At 68.0% G+C, this 17,554-nt stretch carries 21 protein-coding genes; 9 read left to right on the top strand and 12 right to left on the bottom strand.

Annotated features, from left to right (window positions below):
- Positions 1-2: 2 nt before the first annotated feature.
- The 7 genes from ABD317_RS05100 to ABD317_RS05130 all read right to left on the bottom strand — a co-directional run bounded on the left by ABD317_RS05100 (position 3) and on the right by ABD317_RS05130 (position 4,038).
- A complete protein-coding gene (locus tag ABD317_RS05100; protein ID WP_344288238.1) occupies positions 3-263 on the bottom strand; it encodes a SpdD protein in 261 nt (86 codons plus the stop codon).
- 14 nt (positions 264-277) lie between these two features.
- Positions 278-472, bottom strand: a complete 195-nt coding sequence (locus ABD317_RS05105) for a hypothetical protein (protein ID WP_344288240.1) — start codon at positions 470-472, stop codon at positions 278-280.
- A 16-nt stretch (positions 473-488) separates the two neighbouring features.
- On the bottom strand, positions 489-680 hold the full coding sequence (locus tag ABD317_RS05110; protein ID WP_018851934.1) for a mobile element transfer protein: 192 nt from the start codon (positions 678-680) through the stop codon (positions 489-491).
- Between the two features lie 18 nt (positions 681-698).
- The gene (locus ABD317_RS05115; RefSeq protein WP_344288245.1) at positions 699-1,292 is read right to left on the bottom strand and encodes a DUF2637 domain-containing protein; all 594 of its coding nucleotides are present in this window, start codon (positions 1,290-1,292) and stop codon (positions 699-701) included.
- Positions 1,293-1,375: 83 nt separating this feature from the next.
- Positions 1,376-2,707 carry an FtsK/SpoIIIE domain-containing protein gene (locus tag ABD317_RS05120; RefSeq protein ID WP_344288247.1) on the bottom strand — a complete coding sequence of 444 codons (1,332 nt, stop codon included), beginning with the start codon at positions 2,705-2,707 and terminating at the stop codon, positions 1,376-1,378.
- Positions 2,708-2,709: 2 nt separating this feature from the next.
- A complete protein-coding gene (locus ABD317_RS05125) occupies positions 2,710-3,060 on the bottom strand; it encodes an SCO3933 family regulatory protein (RefSeq protein ID WP_344288249.1) in 351 nt (116 codons plus the stop codon).
- Positions 3,061-3,249: 189 nt separating this feature from the next.
- The gene (locus ABD317_RS05130; RefSeq protein ID WP_344288251.1) at positions 3,250-4,038 is read right to left on the bottom strand and encodes a GntR family transcriptional regulator; all 789 of its coding nucleotides are present in this window, start codon (positions 4,036-4,038) and stop codon (positions 3,250-3,252) included.
- 112 nt (positions 4,039-4,150) lie between these two features.
- On the opposite strand from ABD317_RS05130, the gene ABD317_RS05135 reads away from it, so the two are divergent.
- From ABD317_RS05135 to ABD317_RS05145, 3 genes are read left to right on the top strand one after another with little or no spacing between them, the layout of a single operon-like run.
- The gene (locus ABD317_RS05135; RefSeq protein ID WP_344288253.1) at positions 4,151-4,558 is read left to right on the top strand and encodes an NUDIX hydrolase; all 408 of its coding nucleotides are present in this window, start codon (positions 4,151-4,153) and stop codon (positions 4,556-4,558) included.
- Positions 4,559-4,603: 45 nt separating this feature from the next.
- Positions 4,604-5,068: an ATP-binding protein gene (locus tag ABD317_RS05140; protein WP_344288255.1), complete on the top strand. Its 465-nt coding sequence runs from the start codon at positions 4,604-4,606 to the stop codon at positions 5,066-5,068.
- Positions 5,069-5,118: 50 nt separating this feature from the next.
- The gene (locus ABD317_RS05145; protein WP_344288257.1) at positions 5,119-5,397 is read left to right on the top strand and encodes a hypothetical protein; all 279 of its coding nucleotides are present in this window, start codon (positions 5,119-5,121) and stop codon (positions 5,395-5,397) included.
- Positions 5,398-5,741: 344 nt separating this feature from the next.
- On the opposite strand, the gene ABD317_RS05150 is transcribed toward ABD317_RS05145, so the two are convergent.
- The 4 genes from ABD317_RS05150 to ABD317_RS05165 form a co-directional block, all read right to left on the bottom strand.
- Positions 5,742-6,878 carry a restriction endonuclease, SacI family gene (locus tag ABD317_RS05150; RefSeq protein WP_344288260.1) on the bottom strand — a complete coding sequence of 379 codons (1,137 nt, stop codon included), beginning with the start codon at positions 6,876-6,878 and terminating at the stop codon, positions 5,742-5,744.
- An 18-nt stretch (positions 6,879-6,896) separates the two neighbouring features.
- On the bottom strand, positions 6,897-8,072 hold the full coding sequence (locus ABD317_RS05155) for a DNA cytosine methyltransferase (RefSeq protein WP_344288262.1): 1,176 nt from the start codon (positions 8,070-8,072) through the stop codon (positions 6,897-6,899).
- 751 nt (positions 8,073-8,823) lie between these two features.
- Positions 8,824-9,555 (bottom strand): 5-formyltetrahydrofolate cyclo-ligase, encoded by a 732-nt coding sequence (locus ABD317_RS05160; RefSeq protein ID WP_344288264.1) that lies wholly within the window; start codon positions 9,553-9,555, stop codon positions 8,824-8,826.
- 9 nt (positions 9,556-9,564) lie between these two features.
- Positions 9,565-10,728, bottom strand: a complete 1,164-nt coding sequence (locus ABD317_RS05165) for a helix-turn-helix transcriptional regulator (protein ID WP_344288266.1) — start codon at positions 10,726-10,728, stop codon at positions 9,565-9,567.
- 500 nt (positions 10,729-11,228) lie between these two features.
- Between ABD317_RS05165 and ABD317_RS05170 the strand changes: the two genes are divergently transcribed.
- The 5 genes from ABD317_RS05170 to ABD317_RS05190 all read left to right on the top strand — a co-directional run bounded on the left by ABD317_RS05170 (position 11,229) and on the right by ABD317_RS05190 (position 14,989).
- On the top strand, positions 11,229-11,393 hold the full coding sequence (locus ABD317_RS05170; RefSeq protein WP_344288267.1) for a hypothetical protein: 165 nt from the start codon (positions 11,229-11,231) through the stop codon (positions 11,391-11,393).
- An 81-nt stretch (positions 11,394-11,474) separates the two neighbouring features.
- Entirely contained in the window at positions 11,475-13,265 is a 1,791-nt protein-coding gene (locus ABD317_RS05175) for an albusnodin/ikarugamycin family macrolactam cyclase (protein ID WP_344288269.1), read from the top strand.
- Positions 13,258-13,545, top strand: coding sequence for a PqqD family protein (locus tag ABD317_RS05180; protein WP_344288271.1), 288 nt, complete (start codon positions 13,258-13,260; stop codon positions 13,543-13,545). Before ABD317_RS05175 ends, ABD317_RS05180 begins: the two co-directional genes overlap by 8 nt.
- Positions 13,542-13,961 carry a lasso peptide biosynthesis B2 protein gene (locus ABD317_RS05185; RefSeq protein ID WP_344288273.1) on the top strand — a complete coding sequence of 140 codons (420 nt, stop codon included), beginning with the start codon at positions 13,542-13,544 and terminating at the stop codon, positions 13,959-13,961. The genes ABD317_RS05180 and ABD317_RS05185 overlap by 4 nt, the downstream gene beginning before the upstream one ends.
- A 14-nt stretch (positions 13,962-13,975) precedes the next feature.
- Complete coding sequence (locus ABD317_RS05190) at positions 13,976-14,989, top strand: protein-L-isoaspartate O-methyltransferase family protein (protein WP_344288274.1); 1,014 nt, start codon at positions 13,976-13,978, stop codon at positions 14,987-14,989.
- A 506-nt stretch (positions 14,990-15,495) separates the two neighbouring features.
- Here ABD317_RS05190 and ABD317_RS05195 read toward each other — a convergent pair.
- Positions 15,496-16,596, bottom strand: a complete 1,101-nt coding sequence (locus ABD317_RS05195) for a methyltransferase domain-containing protein (RefSeq protein ID WP_344288276.1) — start codon at positions 16,594-16,596, stop codon at positions 15,496-15,498.
- Positions 16,597-16,808: 212 nt separating this feature from the next.
- On the opposite strand from ABD317_RS05195, the gene ABD317_RS05200 reads away from it, so the two are divergent.
- Positions 16,809-17,408: a DinB family protein gene (locus ABD317_RS05200; protein ID WP_344288278.1), complete on the top strand. Its 600-nt coding sequence runs from the start codon at positions 16,809-16,811 to the stop codon at positions 17,406-17,408.
- Positions 17,409-17,554 lie beyond the last annotated feature (146 nt).

The raw sequence follows: 17,554 nt of genomic DNA on the forward strand, positions 1-17,554 counted from the left end.
GTTCAGCGCTGGTGACTCCGGTCCTTGAGGAGCGAGCGCAGGACCACGGCGGCGACGGCGACGGCCACGGCCGAGACCGCGACGGCGGCCAGGAGCGCGGTCAGGACGACGCCGCCGACGAGGACGGTGACGACGGCCCCGGTGCTCACCGTGGGCAGAGCGCGGCGCGGCGCATGCTGGCAGGAGCAGACGGCGTGTTCGTGTGCGCGAGGCGCGGCGACCGGGGTGTGCGCGTTCGGCGGTAGCTCGGGCTTGAACAGCATGGTTGGTGCTCCTCTCAGTCGTTGGTGCCGTTGACGACCTCGACCCCGTTGCGGGTGCCGTGGTCGATGGCGGGGGCCATGAAGGTGTCGGCGAGGTAGAAGCCGAAAAGGGTGATCACGACGACGATCCAGAGGCGGACGCCGAGGAACTTCACGGCTGCCCAGGCGATGAGGCCGAGGACGACGACGAGCGGCAGGTCGAGGTTCATGGGGTGCGTGCTCCCTTCAGCGCACCGGGCAGCGGTGCGTACGGGCGGCGAGTTCGGCGGCGGCGCGTGAGTCGTAGTCGGCGGAGAATCCGCAGCGCGGGGCGGTGCAGGCGGCGGTGTGCTTCTCGCGGCCCCGGTCGTCGGGGGCGGTGCCGACCTGGACCGGGCCGATACGGATCACGCGGCGGAAACGGCGGTTGAGCGGCATGGCGGTTCTCCTTTCGGGTCAGGTGAGCTGTGCGGCGATGCGGTCGGCGAGCGGTGCGGGGACGCCGAGGCGGGCGCGGAGGGTGTCGGGGTCGATGGGCGTACCGGTGCGGGATTCGTGGGCGGCGGCGACCTTGCGGGCGTGCTCGACGAGGGCGGCCGGTACGGGCGCGGCGGGCAGCTCGGGTGTGGCCGGTGCCTCGGTGACGGGCGCCGGTTCCGGTTTGGGCTCGACCGGCTTCGGCTTCGGGGTGGGGCTGTGCGCGAGGAGCGTTCCGCCGAGGAAGGCGAGCGCCGGCCATCCGGCGACGAGGATGCGGAGCCAGTCCGGCACGTCGTTCAGGTCGAGCACTCCGGCCGTCGCGACGTTGGCACCGAGCGAGGCGGCCAGGGCGATGAGGAACCAGCACCAGGCCGCCGCCTTGTCCCGCCCGGAGCGCAGGCGGCGCCAGGCGGCGACGAGGAGCAGGTCGACGGAGACCGGATAGGCCCACGCCTTCCAGCCGTCCTGTCCCGCGGCCGACGCCACGTCGTGCAGATGCGCGAAGGACAACGCGGCGGCGATGACCGCCTGTACGAGCACCGGGTCGATGCGGGGGAGTCGGTCACGCACAGGTCGTCTCCTTCCGGTTTCAGGCATGGGAGGGGTAGGGACACGGCACGAAGCGGTCGCACCAGCCGTGTTGGGAGTGGAGGTCAGTCGCTCACAGGAACGTCGGGAAGGAAGGGCTTCAGCGCGGGCAGCTCGGGCACCAGATCAGCGGTATCCCGGCAGCGCGCGGCAGCGTCGGCCAGCGAGAGGTACGGCGTACGGATGCGTGACCAGCCGCCGGAGGTGTCACCGGCGACGGCCAGGCCGGGCCGTTCGGGCGCGATGGCGCAGGCGGCGCCGACCGCTTCGGGGGCGATGTCGCCGAGGGCCATCTTCGCGGACGGCTCATCGTTCACGCGGTGGCAGACGCGGCCGGTGAGCTGGGCGCGGAGCATGGTCGCGCCCTTGCCCAGCTCCGCGCCGAAGCGCTGGCCGCAGACCTCCAGGTAGATGCCGGCGGCGCGGCCGAGTTGGGCGAGGCGGATGAGCTGGGTGACCATCTCGTCGCGTCGTTCCTCGTCCTTCCTCGTCGCGACGAGGAAGAGTTCGGCGATCTCGTCGACGAACAGGATGATCGGCACTGGCCGTTCGCTCTCCGGCAGGCCCCACACGTCCGAGGTGATGTCCTCGTCCGGGGTCGAGGGAGCGATGCCCTGCCGGGCCCTGATCAGGTCGTAGCGGTCTTCCATCTCGCGTACGAGCGCGGGCAGCAGCTCGGCCGCCTGGTCCGGGTCGGTGGCGAGCGCGGAGAGCCGGGGCGCGAAGGGCGCCAGCTCGACGCCGCGTTTGCAGTCGATTCCGGCGAGCGCGACCCGCTGTCCGGCCAGGCCGGTGAGCAGGTGGCGCAGGTACATGGACTTGCCGGAGAGCGTCGCGCCGAGCACGAGTTCGTGCGGGATGGCACGGAAGTCGCGTACGAACGCGGTCGCGTCCTCCCGCAGCGCCACGGGCACCCGCAGGAAGCCACCGCCCGCTTTGCGGGGCATCCGTACGCGGCGGAGCACGTCGAAGCCGACGAGCCGCAGTTCGACGACGCCGGGTTTGATCTCCCGTACGTAGACGGAGTGGACGCCCCAGGCGTGCCGGAGCCGTTCGGCGGACGCGGCCAGGTCGGCGGGCTCCTGCCCCGGAGCAAGCCGGAGCCGTATGCGCAGCCCGGTCGAGGTGGGCCGGAGGAGGCCACGGCGGGGCGGTACGGGCCGCACTTCGCGCCGCGTGGTCGCCCGTACAGCCAGAGCGCGGAAGCGGGAGGGCTCGACGGTCAGGCCGCACGACTCCATGACCGAGCCGTACGAGCCCAGCAGCCGCACCGAGGACAGCGGCATCCCGACCGTGGACCAGTAGGCCGCCGGGTGCCGGGCCCGGAGGTAGGCGACCCCGCCGCCGAGCCCGGCTATCGGGCCGCCCACCTCCATCAGCGTCGACAGGTCGGACATGGTCAGACCCCTGCCCCGGCCGGTACGACACCCAGGGTGACGGCGGCAGCGCGGTAGGCGATCCCGTGGCGCTGCTGTCCGTTGAACACGGACTCCCACGGCCGGGCGACCAGGCCGGGGAGCGCGACCGGGGCGCCGAGGGCAAGACCCTCGCTCACGCCGCTCTCGGGGACGGTCACGTGGATCAGCGAGGACTCGCCCTCGTCGATGTAGACGACGCCGACCTTCATCAGCGTCTCGCCGCTGGTGGCGTCCTTGGCGATCTCGCCGGTCTGGCGGTCGCGGACCTTCGGCTCAGGAGCTTCGGTCAGGAGGATGGTGGCGGCAGAGGTCTCAACTCGGATGGTGCGCAAGGTACTTCTCCTTCGGGTGGCACGACACCTAGTCATCTATACAAGTCACCCCAGCCGAACCGAGGCTCGACGCCGGGGATGCGAACCACTGTGACACACAGCTTGCCCACTCGTCTATACGAGTACGCCTCTCGGTGTGTACGAGTCCGCGAAGACGCACCAGTCGGCATCGAGACCTCCGAAGTCAGCTCAGGTCGCCGGCAGTTGGTAGGCGAGCACGTAGGCGTCGGCGGCCATCACGGTGTCGCAGACTTCGACGGCCCGCCCTTCGGTGTCGTACGCGGTCCGAACCAGGTGGATCACCGGCACACCCGACGCCAGCCGCAGCATCTTCGCCTCCCCCGGGGAGGGCATCCGGGCCCGTACCTCCTCGTCGAAGTGGTCGAGCCGATGCCCCGCTTCCTCCAGCCGGGCGTAGATGCCGCCGGGGCCGGGGTTCGGTTCGGCGATCCGCGTACCGCGGGCCAGGTCGAGCGGGAGGTAGGAGACGGCGAACTCGACGGGGCGGCCGTCGAGCAGGTAACGCCGGCGGCGGGCGAGGACCTTACGGGGCGAGCCCAGGCGGGCGGAGATGTCGCGGCTGGGCTTCTCCTCCTTGACTTCCAGGCTGTCGACCTCTGGCCGGGAGCCCGCGGCGTCCGCCTCCACGATGAACGCGGACTTGCCCTGATCGCGGTGCCGACGCGCGAAGCGGTCGGACGCGAGCCGCCGCACCGGGGGCCGAGGCCGGACGAACACGCCCTTCCCGTGCTCGGCCGAGATCAGCCCCTCACCCTGAAGGACCCCGATCGAGTTACGAACGGTCATCCGGGAGACGCCGAAGTGCTCGACAAGCTCCGCCTCAGACGGGAGTTTCGAACCCTCCTTGAAGCGGCCCCTGTCGATGGCCTCCCGGAGCTGGTCGGCGATCTGCCGGAAAACGGCGCGGTCGCTGGTGGGGTCGACAGCCCCGAGAACACCGGACGGAACGGGCGCCATGTGCGTACTCCTCTGGATATCTAGACGAGAGGCTGAGTGCTGTTGCTACGGTGGAGAGCCTAGCCAGCCGAGGGGACCGAGGACCGTGAGTAGCGCAGAGCGCCCCCACTCCGTGAGCGTTGCCGGAGTCATCGTCGACGACGAGGGCCGGGCCTTGCTCATCCAGCGCCGCGACAACGGCCAGTGGGAGCCGCCGGGCGGCGTCCTCGAACCCGGGGAGACGGTCCCCGAGGCGCTTCAGCGCGAGGTCCTGGAGGAGACGGGACTGAAGATCGCTCTCCCCGCCGCCCTCACCGGCGTGTACAAGAACATGACGGGCCTGATCGTCTCGCTCGTCTTCCGCTGCAAGGCCCTCGACGGCACACCGACCACCGGCGAGGAGACCTACGCCCTCCGCTGGGCCACCCGCGCCGAGGTCTCCGAACTCGCCGATGAGGCTTACGCGATCCGCGTCCTGGACGCGCTCGACGCCGCGTCGCCGCCGGCTGTGCGCGCGCATGATGGCGTGAGACTCGTCTAGCTCGAACCCACTACCCATGGCGGCCACCAGCATAAAGGAACTTGTATGGACGAGTATACGAGTAGACGCCGAATCTGGGAACTCACCTGCCCAGGTCTTCCCGAAGAGGTCGGCCGCGTCCGCCGCTGGACGAGAGACGTACTCGGCGACAGCAGGTGCGCGGAAGAGGCCGCACTGATCGTGAGCGAGCTGAGCACGAACGCCCTGCTGCACTCCGCCAGCGGGACAGCAAGCGGGAGCATGCGCATCTCGCTCTTCCGCACATCGGGATCGGTCGTACTAGCCGTTACCGACGTCGGCGGCGGCCGGACGAAACCCCACGAAGTAGCTGCGGCAGAAGGGGACGCCCATGGCCGCGGACTCACTCTCGTCTCGGCACTCGGCCGACGCATGGAAGTAAGCGGAGACGACGAGGGCTACACGGTCATGGTCGAACTGGACCCCGGCATGGCAGAACCGGAGCCGCAGCCGGCGGCCAGCGTGAGGCCGAGCACGCGGGAGCGGCACTGATGAGCCATCGAACTCCCCCGGAACCACGATGGTTTCACTGCGAGTGCCACGTGGACGAGCACCGGTTAGGCACCTTCGACGCCTACAGCCCAGGCGAGGCACTGCGCTGGCTCAAGGCCACTCTGATGATGATCGCGATCAACATGGACGAGGAGCCCTACCGCCAGGCCCGCGACTGGATCGACCACGGCCAAGCCGAGGCGACCCGCGAACTGTCGGAGGGCCAGGCCCACACGCTCACGCTGAAGCAGCACACCACGCACGCGACTTGGACGGTCACACCAGTGCCCTACCTCCCACCGCCGAAGCAGGCAGACCTCAGCGTGTGAGCCCGTGCGTAACAACCTTCTCTACGACTTCAAGGGCTCGCTCCGCTCGCCGCGCGGCCCGGCTCCCCGGGCCGCCGCTCCTGTCTCCGCCCCGCTCCGGCCCGGTCCACCGGCCCGCGCAACGGAAGGCGAGCCCACTCAAGAGAAACGGCTCATGGCCGGGTCCGGTCGGCTCCGCGGCTTTAGGCAGCCACTTTGGGGTGAGCCTCTAAGATCGGGGGCCCACCTCGGTCCATAACGGGCAGGCCACAAGCCAGCCCGAGCGCGGTCAGCTTAAGGGCCCCCGATCTCTCACCCCAAAGCAGCTCCCGCCCAAACCCGCTCCACCGACCGCTCTAAGCGGATCAACGCGCTTCGTCAACACCGAATAGAACATCAGCCGCTTCGGAGGAAGTTTCCCTTGCTGAATCGTCAGCGAAGAGATCTGCCCACAGATCAAGTTCCGACTGTCTAACCTCAATTTCCGACATCCGCTTGTACATTGCGTCCGGAAATTCTAGAAGAATTTCTACCGCACTTCGACTGGACCAGGCAAATGCATCCCGAAGGAACGAAGAAACGCTTTCGTTAATCTTTACCAGTCGGCCATATTTGCGCTCAAGCGACAAGGCGAGAAGGTCTTCATTCGAAATTCGCTTGTGATTGGCCGCGTCCACAACCAAGGACGCGCGAGGAATATCAACGTTAGCCACACTACGCACGAATTGCTCAAGTTCCTGCGCGCTGACCGACTTCCCCCTTACCTCAACCGCAAGCTGAATACCGTCACTCATGAAAACATGCACATCGCCCGGAACATCTCGTGACGGGTCGTTCAATCTCCGCGACTTCACGTTACCATAAACCATATCCAGTCCTGCAGCCACACAAGCTTGAAGTTTTCGCGGAATATCCTCACCCGAATTCACGAAATCTTCCGTCTGGACAATCAGGCTAGACTCTACAAGAGAGCTTCCCGCTACACTGCGCTGCTTCTTATCTGCTGCAATCACGCAAACTCGGATAGTAGCGGCAAGTGCACTCAACGCATCAGAACATGTGTAGTTGAGGTCATCCACTTCTTGGAGAGCAGCTTCCAACCTAACCAGGTAGGGGCGCGCACTATCCCTAACCTTGGAAATTTCGGAGAAATGATCATACCGAAAGAACGGCTGGTTATTCACTGGCTCGCGGCCCGTAGCCCGCAGGTCAAAATTCAGTTCCACTGACAGCGGTACCAGGACCTCGTGGCAAAGACTCCTTAGCGAGTAGGTCCTAGTGCTGAATCCGCTTTTAATGGAAAGTGGATCAACGGATTGATCGCAGGCCCGCGCCAGTAGGGCTGTACAAAGAGCGGGCGTAAACGTTCGGGACGCCTCAGCCTCCCGCAGGATACGCGCGAGATGCGTCCATTTCTCGGGTAGGTCGCGATCAGACTGTGCTAGATCAAATGCCGCGCGAACTGCACTTCTGGCAAGATCTTTATCGATTGTGATTCCCACGGGCCCTCTCAATAGCACCTAAAGGATTGACAACTGTTTCGCAGACTGCTGCCTTGCCTGGCTTCCACTAGGTGACAGATACCCCAACTGCTCCATAAGAGAACGAACTACCACTTTTCCCAAATGGACCGGAACAGCGTTCCCGATTTGGCGCTGCACCTCACGTCGACCACCAACGAAAGTAAATTCGTCAGGGAAAGTCATGATGCGTTTCATCTCTGACGTTCGAAAGCGCCTGGCCCGCATGTCTCCGTCTGCATTCGGCACGCTCTCCCAATGAAATGGACCTACCCACGGGCCAGGCTGTGCCTGAAGGGTAGTTGAAGGGCGATCGGGATCAGCTCGTAGAAGGAATGTCCAGTACCGGCTACGCCACTCAAAGACGTTACGGCCGTCGTACCTTTCTGTATGCCAAAGGTAGTTCTGCCCTGGGGGCACTTCGGCAGCAAGTTCCCCGTAAGTGCCTTCCACGATCTCACCGTCCTCGGCAGGCCCATCAGCCAGATCGCTGATCGCGCTACTCACTGACACAAACGGAATCTTCGAATGGTCGATGATACGATCCCTCTCCGACTCACCCGAATGGGTCGAGGCAGGGAATCGGTATTCCTTTCCGTCTCTTCGCCCAACAACAAATACCCTCCGCCGAAGCTGAGGAACACCATACTCGGCAGCAAGTAGGACTTTGTACGACGGATTATACCCAGCTTCCCTCAATCCGGCGATCAAGCGATCGAACTGCGCTTTATGCGTCTTATAAGTCAGCCCTTGAACATTCTCCAGAACAAATGCTTCCGGCTCACTTTCACGAATAACTCGCACATACTCGTCAAGCAGCGAGGCATCGGGGTCGCTGCTTTGACGCTTTTCTTCAATCCAGAAACCTGATTTACTAAATGGCGTACAAGGTGGACCGCCGACAACGAGGGTGGCCTCGCCTTTACTCAAACCGCCGGCCTCTAGAATTTCCTGAGTGGTTGTACTCTGGATGTCTCGACACAGAGTTTTCGTATGCGGGAAGTTATTGGCTAGCGTTTTGAGTGCAGTTTCGTCGTAGTCGGTCGCCACGGCCACACGAAGAGGTGAACCGCTACCGTCATGACTCAGTGGAGGTTCCGCACAGCGCTCTACAGCACAATCTAGGCCGCCGGCTCCAGAAAACAGGCTGATCACAGGCAACTCACGATTCACCATTGCACCATACCGTACCGCGAACCCATGCTTGCCAATGAAGCATGCATTGAGCCGGAGGAGGCGTGGAGTGAGCATCGCCACCGCTGATCTCACGGGTTGGGGTGTCGACGGGTGTTCGGCGTGTGGCCCACCGGCGAAGTGGCTGGTACTCCCGCCATGCCTGAGAGCTGTCGTGCGAGGAGGGCAGGGAGCCACCGTGCACGCCCTGGCGATTTCCATCAGATTTAACCCATATAGACAGGAGTGTTAATTATCTGCCAGTATCAGACATCAACCTGTTCCAGCACTCCATGACCCTCGTGTAGTGGATCTTGAGAGGGCAGGAGCCGAAAACCGGGCTTGAGTGGATCTGTGATGCGATACCGCAGCGGAGTACAGCAACGCCAGCGATCGACGACGGCCGATACCGTCTCCCACATGCGTCAGGTACTCCAGACTGGCCGCCAATGACCAGTCTGGATTGAGCTACGGATCAGAAGGTTGCAGGTTCGAATCCTGCCGAGCGCGCACAGGTAGAAGCCCCGCAGACGACATCTGCGGGGCTTTTCGCATACCCGTACAGCAGCGAAGTGTGATCTCCCGGAGAAGGTGGGGGCGTCAGGAGTGCACCGCGTGGTGCGGTTGGTTGCCGCTCGGCGGAGTGGAGGCAGCGGATGCTTGGGGTCTCCGGCCGCCCCGGTGCTCAGCGCGAGGGGCGCACGACGCGGCGCGCGGACGGGAGCAGACCGTGCCAGGGCGGGGGCGTTGTGCGTTACATGCCTGTCGACGGGGCGCGTTCAGCGAGGACGGGGATGGCGGCGATCTTCTCCGGGCTCAGGTGCTCCCATACGAGGCCGCTCGGCCGGTGGGCCCGCGGGCAGGAGATGACTTCGCTGGGCGTGACGATCAGATCGACACCAACATCGTGCTGTGTGGCGGGAAGAGCCTGGTCCAGGACTTGCAGCTCGTGCACGGTCGTGACGACCACGGTGCCTGGCGTGACGAGCCCTGCCTCTGTCAGGAACGCGAACTCCAGGTCCGAGTACCCGGCGCCCTTCCCGATGCGCACGCCGTCACGGTTGACGGCGACGCTACCGAGCACCACCAAGTCCACCGTCGCCAGAGAGTCCACCGCGACCCTGGGGGCCACTCTCGCCGCGGTCTTACTGGACGCGGCCTCAGCCGGCCCGACAGGCAGGCGAGCGGGATCGAGAAGATAGAAGGGCCGGGGATCGGCGAGCTTCGGCACTGCCATGTACACCGTCTTGCCCTCCGCCAACGCGCGGGCGCGCACCGGCAACTGTGCCTTGTCCGGCACCGCCTTGACGATCCGCGCCTTCCGCCATGCCGGGAGAACGGCGAGTTCGTCAGCGGCCTCTTCTGTCCCGTGGAAGTGCGGGATACGGCCGTGAGCGGTGTCGTTGTGGACGGCGTGCGCGGCATCCAGTGCATCCCAGACACACTCACGGACAGTCTGCTTGGCGTGGTCGATCTCGCTCGGCACCGGTGCTCCTTACGACGCCTCCATGAGGGTCATCAGTCGGTCTTGAGCCTCCTGCACGGCGGGCTCGGACCGCCAGCGCTTCATCTCACGTGCTGCGCGGAAGACGATGTTCATCCCACCACCACCGCGCGTGCCATGCAGCTCGTTTACGGCGTCGTTGAAGGCATCCAGTGCGGCGTCGAGTTCCTTGTCCCGGATCGCGGCGAGTGCGAGGTTGCCCAACACGATGGCTCGGGACTTACGACGATCGATCAGGAGGTCGGCGGTCTCACCAAGGTATCGGCGGGCTCTGCGATATTCGCCGAGAGACAGGTAGCAGGAGCCGGCGAGGCGGCCGAAGTGCGTGGGGGCGTACATCTCACGGGCGCTGTCTGTGACCGTGGCCCGCTCCAGATGCCTCTCGGCACCGAGCAGCGCGCGCTCGCATTCGCCGTTCTCCCCTAAGTACGCATGGGCTTCGGCAGCGTGAAGCATCGCAAGCCCGGTCAGCACGTGGCTGGTGAACCGCGTGGTGTGGGCGGCCCTGAGCGCCAGGTTCAGGCCCTCCCGATGATCTTTGGCACCGTATAAAGCGACGTAGCAGGTACGCAGGAGGGCATGGCCCTCGGCAACAGGGTCCCGGAGGTGTCGCGCGACCTCCCTGCCCTCCGTCAAGTAGGAGCAGGCGGTGGCGTGGTCACGTCGCTGCGAGGCATCCCACACCAGCTGGCCCATGAAGGTGGACGCATCAGCTTGCAGCATCCGAAGCTCTCTCTGGACCCGTACCGCGGGCGCTTCACCGGCGAGGAACTCGACCTGACTCAGCTGGTGCCCTGCCTGGGCGAGCAACGCCGCCGAGGGAGTGCGGTCGTAACGCTCCGCCAGCACGTCCATCTCGATGCGCAGTTCAGCCACGGTGAGGAGATCGACCGTGGCGGGATGACGAAGCGCGTGCTCCACGCGCGGCCCGCCGCCGCCCTCCTCGCGGCGCACGGCCAGCAGCTCGCTGAGCTGTTCCCGAGTGACCTCCAGGACTTCCGCAAGTCGGGGCCACATATACGGCTGCGGGGCGCTCTTTCCTGCCTCCCAGCGGACCACCGTAGAGCGCTCCACGTGCAGCGCTGCGGCCAGGGACTCCTGGGTGTGCCCCACTGCGCGGCGGCGACGTGCCAGTTCGTGCCGCTTGAGCGCCATGGCTCACTTCTCCCCACGGGTCGTCATGCACAGCTTCGATGACGGCATCCCAGGTCATGCCCTGCTGTGCCGCATGAATGCCTCTCCTGTGCACCAATTCTGCTCTGGTTCGGCCGCCCATGAGGAGGTTCCGTGGGTGGGGTCCACCGCACGATCGGCGGCAAGCTCACGAGGAGGTGTGACGACGCAAGCCCCAGGTTCCAGCCTGATCTCACCCCGGGAGAGGGGCTTTCGTCACACTCTCCTGTCCATGCGCTCCGCTCGGGCCTTCGTGAGGGGCGTGCTGACCGACTGGCATGTCGTAGAGACCGGCGCGAGGACATCCGCTTGTGCGCACCGGACGTCCCCGTGTCCCAGGCGCCGACCCCCGGAAGCCCATGGGGTCGGGGTTGGTGATCGTGGCCGCGTTCTCCGACGCCTGGGGCGCGACGCAGACGTGCGGTGGACTGAATCGTGTGGGCTGAATTCAGAATCGGCTCCGCCGCGGAACCGACTGACTGATGAAGGAGGGAGAGCCGATGACCGATGAGCAGCAGGCCAGCGAGATCGATGAGCGACTCGACACCTACGCCACCCCTGTTCTGGTCGAGCTGGAGCAGGTCTCGAAGGTGACGCTCGGCAAGTACGCCGAGGACAGCGCGGACAAGGGACGTTACTTCGAGTAGCCCATACGGCTGCGGCGGGACGGTGCAGCACATCCGGGTACCGCCCCGGCGCAGCGCCTTACTGGATGGAGGAGGACGACGGTGTACGTCGGTAACGTCGCGCTTGATGCCCCGGGCGCACAGCGGCTCTGGCCCGGTCGCCCTGCCCCGGTAACGCACGGCACTGGTCTCGAAGGCGGCTCGCGTGTCGTCTCAGACGGCCCCGTGCGCCTTGCAGTCGTCGGATCCTGCTACGCCACCGAAGCGCAGCTTTGCCGCGAGCTTCAGGCAGTCCGTACTCGTCGCTGGGCGAAGCTGACCAGTTGGCCGGGTAGCTACTGGGTCGTCGCGGACGACGGCCGTACAACTGCGGTGCTAACGGACGTGGCCGGCACCCGGCCTGTCTACTTCACGGAGTCGCCGTCCGGCACTGGTTGGGCGACCGCGGCTCGCCCCCTGGCAGCAGCGGTCGGGGCTGAAGTCGACTACGCGGCGATCACCGCCCGGCTGTTGTGTCCGACCATCCCCGAGATCACCGGCGACGCCACGGCCTTCGTCGGAGTGCGCCGCCTGCCCGGCGGGCACGCACTTCTCGTTGAGCGCGACGGCCGGTGTCGCACGACGGCGTACGAGGAGTCGCACGCACTGCCGTTCCGTGACGCCGCGGGCGACCTGCACCAGCACCTCGTCACGGCCATCACCGAGCGCGCCCGCAGTGCGGAGCGGCTCACCGCAGACTTCTCCGGCGGACTCGACTCCACCTCCTTGGCCCTGCTCGCCGCCGGAGACGGCGCAGAGTTGCTCGCCGTCACGCACGCGGATGCCACCAGCGCCAACGAGGACGTGCGGTACGCCCAGCGCGCCGCGGCCCTCCACCCCCACCTGGAGCACGTTGTGGTGACCGACGCCGATGGCCTCTTCTTCGCGGACCTCCTCGACGCCCCGGCCACCGACCAGCCGTTCCCGGACGCCGCCCGTTGGCGTATGCGTGCTGCCTACCAGCGCCCCTGCGTCGCGCACGGCAGTGATGTGCACCTGACCGGCTCCGGCGCGGACACCCTCCTGGCCGCCTCCCCGTACTACCTGGCCGACCTCGCCCGCTCCGGCGACTACCCTGCCCTGCTACGCCACTGCCGGGCCCGCGCGCGCCTGCGTCACCTGCCGCTGTACGCGGTGCTTGGCGCCGCCGTCCGGCTGTCGCGGACCACGCACGCCCGCGCACTTCGCTGGCTCGCCCGGGACATCGCCGTCCCGTCGGCTAGGCGCCCGGATCGTGCTGCCCGACTGCACTGGCTCGTGGCCTCCGGCCTCAAGGCGTGGCTCACCCCCGACGCCCGCCGGCTCGTCGCCCGGCGTGCCTCGGACACAGCCGAGCGCTGCATCCTCGCCCCCGAAGACACCAGCCGCCACCGGGCGTGGGCCGAGGTGCGCGAGTTCGGCGTGTACGAGGCCGAGCTGCGCAACCAGGCCCATGCCGTGGGCCTGCCGCACCACGCGCCCTTCCTGGACAACAACGTGGTCCGCGCAGCCATGGCCATCCCCGTCCATGCGCGCGCCTCTACCCGGGTGCAGAAGCCGCTGCTCGGCACCGCCCTCGCTGGGCCAGTGCCGGACTGGCTACTCACACGCCGGACCAAAGGCGCCTACGACGGAAACGCCTTCACCGGGTTGCGCCGCAACGCGGACATCCTGCGCACGCTGCTGCGGGGCAGTGAGTTGGCCACCGAGGGCTGGATCGACGCCAGAGCAGCCGTCGCCGAACTCGACCGACTCGCCGCGGGCGCCCCCGGCAGGCTCGCCGCCCTGGAGGCCCTGATCGCCGCAGAGCTGTGGCTGCGCCAGCACCTCGCCACGCCCACCCGCCTGATCGCGACGGAGGCCGCCCATGCCTGAACTGCGCCCCGCCCGCACCGTCCGGGCCACCCTCACGGATCACGGCGCGATGCTGCTCGACCTGCGTGGCCGCGGCCGCTGGTACGTCCTCGGCCCCTCCGGCGCCCGCTGGTGGTACCACCTCACCCACGGCGCCACCACGGATGAGGCGGCCGACAGGGTCGCAGCCCACTACGGCGTCGATCCCGAACGAGTCCGCGCCGACATGCGCGCCCTAGCCGTGCAGCTGCGTGCACGGCGACTTCTGCGCCCGACCGGCCTGAGAAGGTTGAAGCGATGACCATCCCCATGGTTCCGCCCGCTCCACCACAGCGCCCGCCGCTCCCGGACCGGCTCACCGCCCTGGCCGCCCTCGCCGCCGCCACCGCGCTGATCCGCGTCGCCCCGCTGCGGTTCACGCTCACCACCGCGCGCTTGGCCAAGCGCGCCGCACGCCACCCGGCAACTGCACCGGAGGCCGCACGTCTGCTCGCCGCCCGCGACTGGGCCGGCCAGTTCTTCCCCGGCCGAGCCGCCTGTCTGGAGATGTCCCTGGCGGCCTTCCTCGCCGTCTGCCTCCGCGGTCACGCCGTCGACTGGTGCATAGGCTGCCGCTTCGACCCATGCGAGTCGCACGCCTGGATCGAGGCCGACAAGGAGCCGGTCTGCGAACCCCAGGTCCCTGACCGCCCGTTCCACCTCACCCTCCGCGTCTGACCGAGGATCTCGTCATGACTCCCGACACGCCATCCGCCACCGACGCCGTTGCCCGGGCTGCGGAGGCCATCCCCGCCGCACGCTTCCACGGCGCAGACGGCGGTGCCGTCCGCCCGTGTACCCCCGCCCACGTCACCCACCGCCACCTGCGCATGCTCGACGTACGCCCCGGCATGGCGGTCCAGGAGATCGGCACCGGCTCCGGACTCTCCGCCGCACTCCTCGCACACCTCGTCGGCACCACCGGCAGCGTCACCACCGTGGAGATCAGCACCCATCTCGCGAGGCGTGCCATGGGCCTATACGCCGAGCACGGTCACCAGGTGAACGTCGTCGTCGGCGACGGTCTGATCGGCCACCCCGAGGGAGCTCCGTACCATCGCGTCTTCGTCGGTACCACCCCACCGGCCATCCCCAACAACTGGCTCCAGCAGCTCGCACCCGGTGGAATCCTCCTCACCGGCGTGAGGATCAGCGACCTACCCGGGGCCTACGCCATCGCCCGCATCACCGTCGACGATCAGCACCTGCCGAGCCACGTCGAGATCCACCACGGCGGATACACCCCCATGTCCGCACCCCGGGCGACCGTGCCCCTGACGCACACAACCGACCCCGACGACCTGAAGAGCACGATCACCCTGCTGGGCAACCACCCCGAGACGAAGGCGGCAGCGCTACTCGACGCGCTCCACGACAAGCCCCATGTCGAGCCCACCCCCGCCCCCGACGACGAGTACCTCCACCTCAAGAACTGGATCATCGCCTCCGCGCCCGAAGGCCTCCTCGAAGCCACGCTCACCGAGGGACCCGGCATCGGTCTCGGCGCCATCAGCAACGATGAGTCTCATGCCGCCCTCATCACTGACCAGCACCTGATCACCGATCACCCGGACTCTTCCGTGTCCGAGGTTCTCCGGGCCCTCATCCATCGGTGGCAGGCAGCCGGCGCCCCGCGCACACACGAACTCCACGCGGAACTCCGGCGCGAAGGCGACGTCTGGCACGCTCGCATCACATTGGGGTGATCACACACAGGAACCGTGCTGCGAGACCGATACCGCCGTCCCCTGATCGCTGTCGGTTACGGCAGAACGAGGCTGTTCGTGCGACCACCGCTGCGTCTCGTTGTCGACGTCCGCAGCCTCGGCCCTGACGCCAGGGCGGGGGCGGCTGCTATGGACGGCGGGCGTCGCCGGCCGCGTACAGGCCGGGGACACCGGTCCGGGGCATTGGGTCGGACTCGACGTGCACGTTCCCGTGGTGGGCGTGGACGATGGCTTCGACGATGGCCAGGCCGGGGCCTGGAAGTCGTCGGCGAACGAGAAGCCCGGTCCGATCACCGCGCCCGGGGCCGGCAGCCATCCGGTCATCGTCGTTCGCCAGCGGCGGGCTCCGAGAGCACCCGGGCGGTACAGGAGCGTTGCCATGCCTGCCTCGTCCCCATCGTGATCGTCTTCGGTGGTGGGCGCTCCGGCTCTTCCGGGTGGGCTTGCGGCCTTGAGGGTTTCCTGGCCGTCTGCCCGCGGTGGCGTTAGGCGGTGCTTCGCGGCTTTTCGGGGTCCAGTCTGACCAGGTAGGCGGGGGTGCCGGCTAGGTGGATGCGCTGGGTGTGGGTGGGGAGCAGGCCGGACCGGATGGCGGGGGCCAGGGGGGTGGGGTTGGGGAGGAGGAGTACGGCGGTGCCGGTGGAGGTGAGGACTCGGTGGAGTTCCCGCCACCAGGCGGTGGGGGATTGGGCCAGGCGGGCCCGGGGTCCGACCTGCGTGCCCCACGGCGGGTTGCACACGACGCGGTCGACCGTGGCGGGGGGCAGGGGGAGTCTGCCCGCGTCTGCTTTGTGGATCTGGATGTGGTCGGTCGCGGCCGTCTTCTTGTTGGTACGGGCGGCTTCGCGGGCGGTCCGGGCTATGTCGTAGCCCTGGTAGCGCGCCGCCTCCGGGTGGGCCAGCGCCGCCTCGATGAGCAGGGTGCCCGCGCCGCAGCAGGGGTCGAGGACCGTGTGGCCGGGCCGGATGTCCGCCAGCCTCGTCATCGCCGCGGCCAGCGGCGGGTGCAGGCTCCCCGGCACCGTCGCCTGTTTGTACGGGCGGCGGTGGAGCGGGCGCGGGGTGATGCGGAGCATCAGGGTCGCCTCGGCGCCGTCCAGCGTGAGGCGCCACGCCGCGTAGTCCGGCGGGGGCGCGCCCGCCGTGCGGCGCGGGTGGTACGGCACGCCGAGCCGGGCCGCCAGCGCGTTGCCGACCGCGTCCTCCGCGTCGTACCGGTTGAACGTCCGCCTGCCCAGGAACGACGCCGACACCTCCACCCCGGGGGGTGTCCCGGCGGGGTGGCCGAGGAGGGCGTTGCGGTGGTGCAGCAGGCCCTCCGGGGCCGTCTTCTCCACGAGTGCCGCGAGGGCCGGCAGCGCCGCCCTCGTCGTTCCCGCCTCCGGGCTCCTCGCCCCCAGCAGGAACACGTCGTCCGCCGTACGGAGCGACGTCACCCCCGTGTCGTACGGGCGGGCGGCGCGGAAGCGGACGGAGCGGTGTCCGACCGCGGTGACGCTGCCCAGTTCGAGCTGCAGGATCTCGGCCGCCAGCTGCGGTTCCAGACCGCGGGCGCACCGAGCGACGAAACGTGCGTCGTCGCGCATGATGACTGTTCTTCTCCCACGCCAAGGCCCGGGACGGCGCCACGCCGCCCCGCCTCGTCGGCGACGGGGGCTCCTCGCCTCGCCGACGGCGCCCTAGCGCAGGTGGAAGAAGTACACGGCGCCGATCCTACGGGAGCCGCTGGGCCGGCGTCCCGCGGTGCCCGGTGCCGCCGTCCCCGGGGCTGCGGCGCCGCGGTGCGATGCTGTTCCGCATGGCCGACACCGACCCCAAGGCGGACCTCCAGTTCTCCCTGCAGGATGCCCGCGACGCGCTGCTCCGGAAGCTCGACGGGCTGTCCGAGTACGAGGTACGGCGTCCGCTCACGCCGACCGCCACGAACCTGCTGGGGCTCGTCAAACACCTGATCGGCTGCGAGGCCCGGTACTTCGGCGACACCTTCGGACGCCCCTTCGGCGAGCCCCTGCCCTGGCTGGAGGGCGACGCCGCCGAGGAGCCCAACGCCGACATGTGGGCGACCGCCGAGGAGTCCCGCGGGGACCTCGTCCGGCTCTACGAGCGCGTGTGCGCGCACTCCGACGCCACCATCGCGGCGTTGGCGCTGGAGGACCGCGGCCGCGTGCCGCACTGGCCGGACGACCGGGCCGAGGTGTCGCTGCACCGGGTGCTCGTCCACATGCTCGCCGAGACCCACCGGCACGCCGGCCACGCCGACATCGTGCGGGAACTCGTCGACGGGGCCGCCGGGACGGGGAACGGCGGTGACGACACGGCGCCCGGGGACCGGGGCTGGTGGGAGTCGTACCGGCGGCGGGTCGAGGACGCCGCGCGGGAGGCGCAGGGGCGGGAGTAGGGCACCACGCGGCCGGAGGGGCGGCCGGAGGGGCGCCGCGCCGCTTCTCGCGTTCCGCGTCCGCGTCCGCGTTCCGTTCGCGTTCCGTTCGCGTTCGCGTTCGCGTTCGCGTTCGCGTTCGCGTTCGCGTTCGCGTTCGCGTTCGC

Origin of the sequence: Streptomyces synnematoformans, from assembly GCF_039531005.1 — a bacterium.
GTDB lineage: Bacteria > Actinomycetota > Actinomycetes > Streptomycetales > Streptomycetaceae > Streptomyces > Streptomyces synnematoformans.

What these genes read in the sequence shown, in the direction of transcription:
- ABD317_RS05100 (WP_344288238.1), bottom strand. Translation starts at nt 263, where the DNA reads ATGCTGTTCAAGCCCGAGCTACCGCCGAACGCGCACACCCCGGTCGCC.
- ABD317_RS05105 (WP_344288240.1), bottom strand. Translation starts at nt 472, where the DNA reads ATGAACCTCGACCTGCCGCTCGTCGTCGTCCTCGGCCTCATCGCCTGG.
- ABD317_RS05110 (WP_018851934.1), bottom strand. Translation starts at nt 680, where the DNA reads ATGCCGCTCAACCGCCGTTTCCGCCGCGTGATCCGTATCGGCCCGGTC.
- ABD317_RS05120 (WP_344288247.1), bottom strand. Translation starts at nt 2,707, where the DNA reads ATGTCCGACCTGTCGACGCTGATGGAGGTGGGCGGCCCGATAGCCGGG.
- ABD317_RS05130 (WP_344288251.1), bottom strand. Translation starts at nt 4,038, where the DNA reads ATGGCGCCCGTTCCGTCCGGTGTTCTCGGGGCTGTCGACCCCACCAGC.
- ABD317_RS05140 (WP_344288255.1), top strand. Translation starts at nt 4,604, where the DNA reads ATGGACGAGTATACGAGTAGACGCCGAATCTGGGAACTCACCTGCCCA.
- ABD317_RS05155 (WP_344288262.1), bottom strand. Translation starts at nt 8,072, where the DNA reads ATGGTGAATCGTGAGTTGCCTGTGATCAGCCTGTTTTCTGGAGCCGGC.
- ABD317_RS05165 (WP_344288266.1), bottom strand. Translation starts at nt 10,728, where the DNA reads ATGGCGCTCAAGCGGCACGAACTGGCACGTCGCCGCCGCGCAGTGGGG.
- ABD317_RS05170 (WP_344288267.1), top strand. Translation starts at nt 11,229, where the DNA reads ATGAAGGAGGGAGAGCCGATGACCGATGAGCAGCAGGCCAGCGAGATC.
- ABD317_RS05180 (WP_344288271.1), top strand. Translation starts at nt 13,258, where the DNA reads ATGCCTGAACTGCGCCCCGCCCGCACCGTCCGGGCCACCCTCACGGAT.
- ABD317_RS05185 (WP_344288273.1), top strand. Translation starts at nt 13,542, where the DNA reads ATGACCATCCCCATGGTTCCGCCCGCTCCACCACAGCGCCCGCCGCTC.
- ABD317_RS05190 (WP_344288274.1), top strand. Translation starts at nt 13,976, where the DNA reads ATGACTCCCGACACGCCATCCGCCACCGACGCCGTTGCCCGGGCTGCG.
- ABD317_RS05195 (WP_344288276.1), bottom strand. Translation starts at nt 16,596, where the DNA reads ATGCGCGACGACGCACGTTTCGTCGCTCGGTGCGCCCGCGGTCTGGAA.
- ABD317_RS05200 (WP_344288278.1), top strand. Translation starts at nt 16,809, where the DNA reads ATGGCCGACACCGACCCCAAGGCGGACCTCCAGTTCTCCCTGCAGGAT.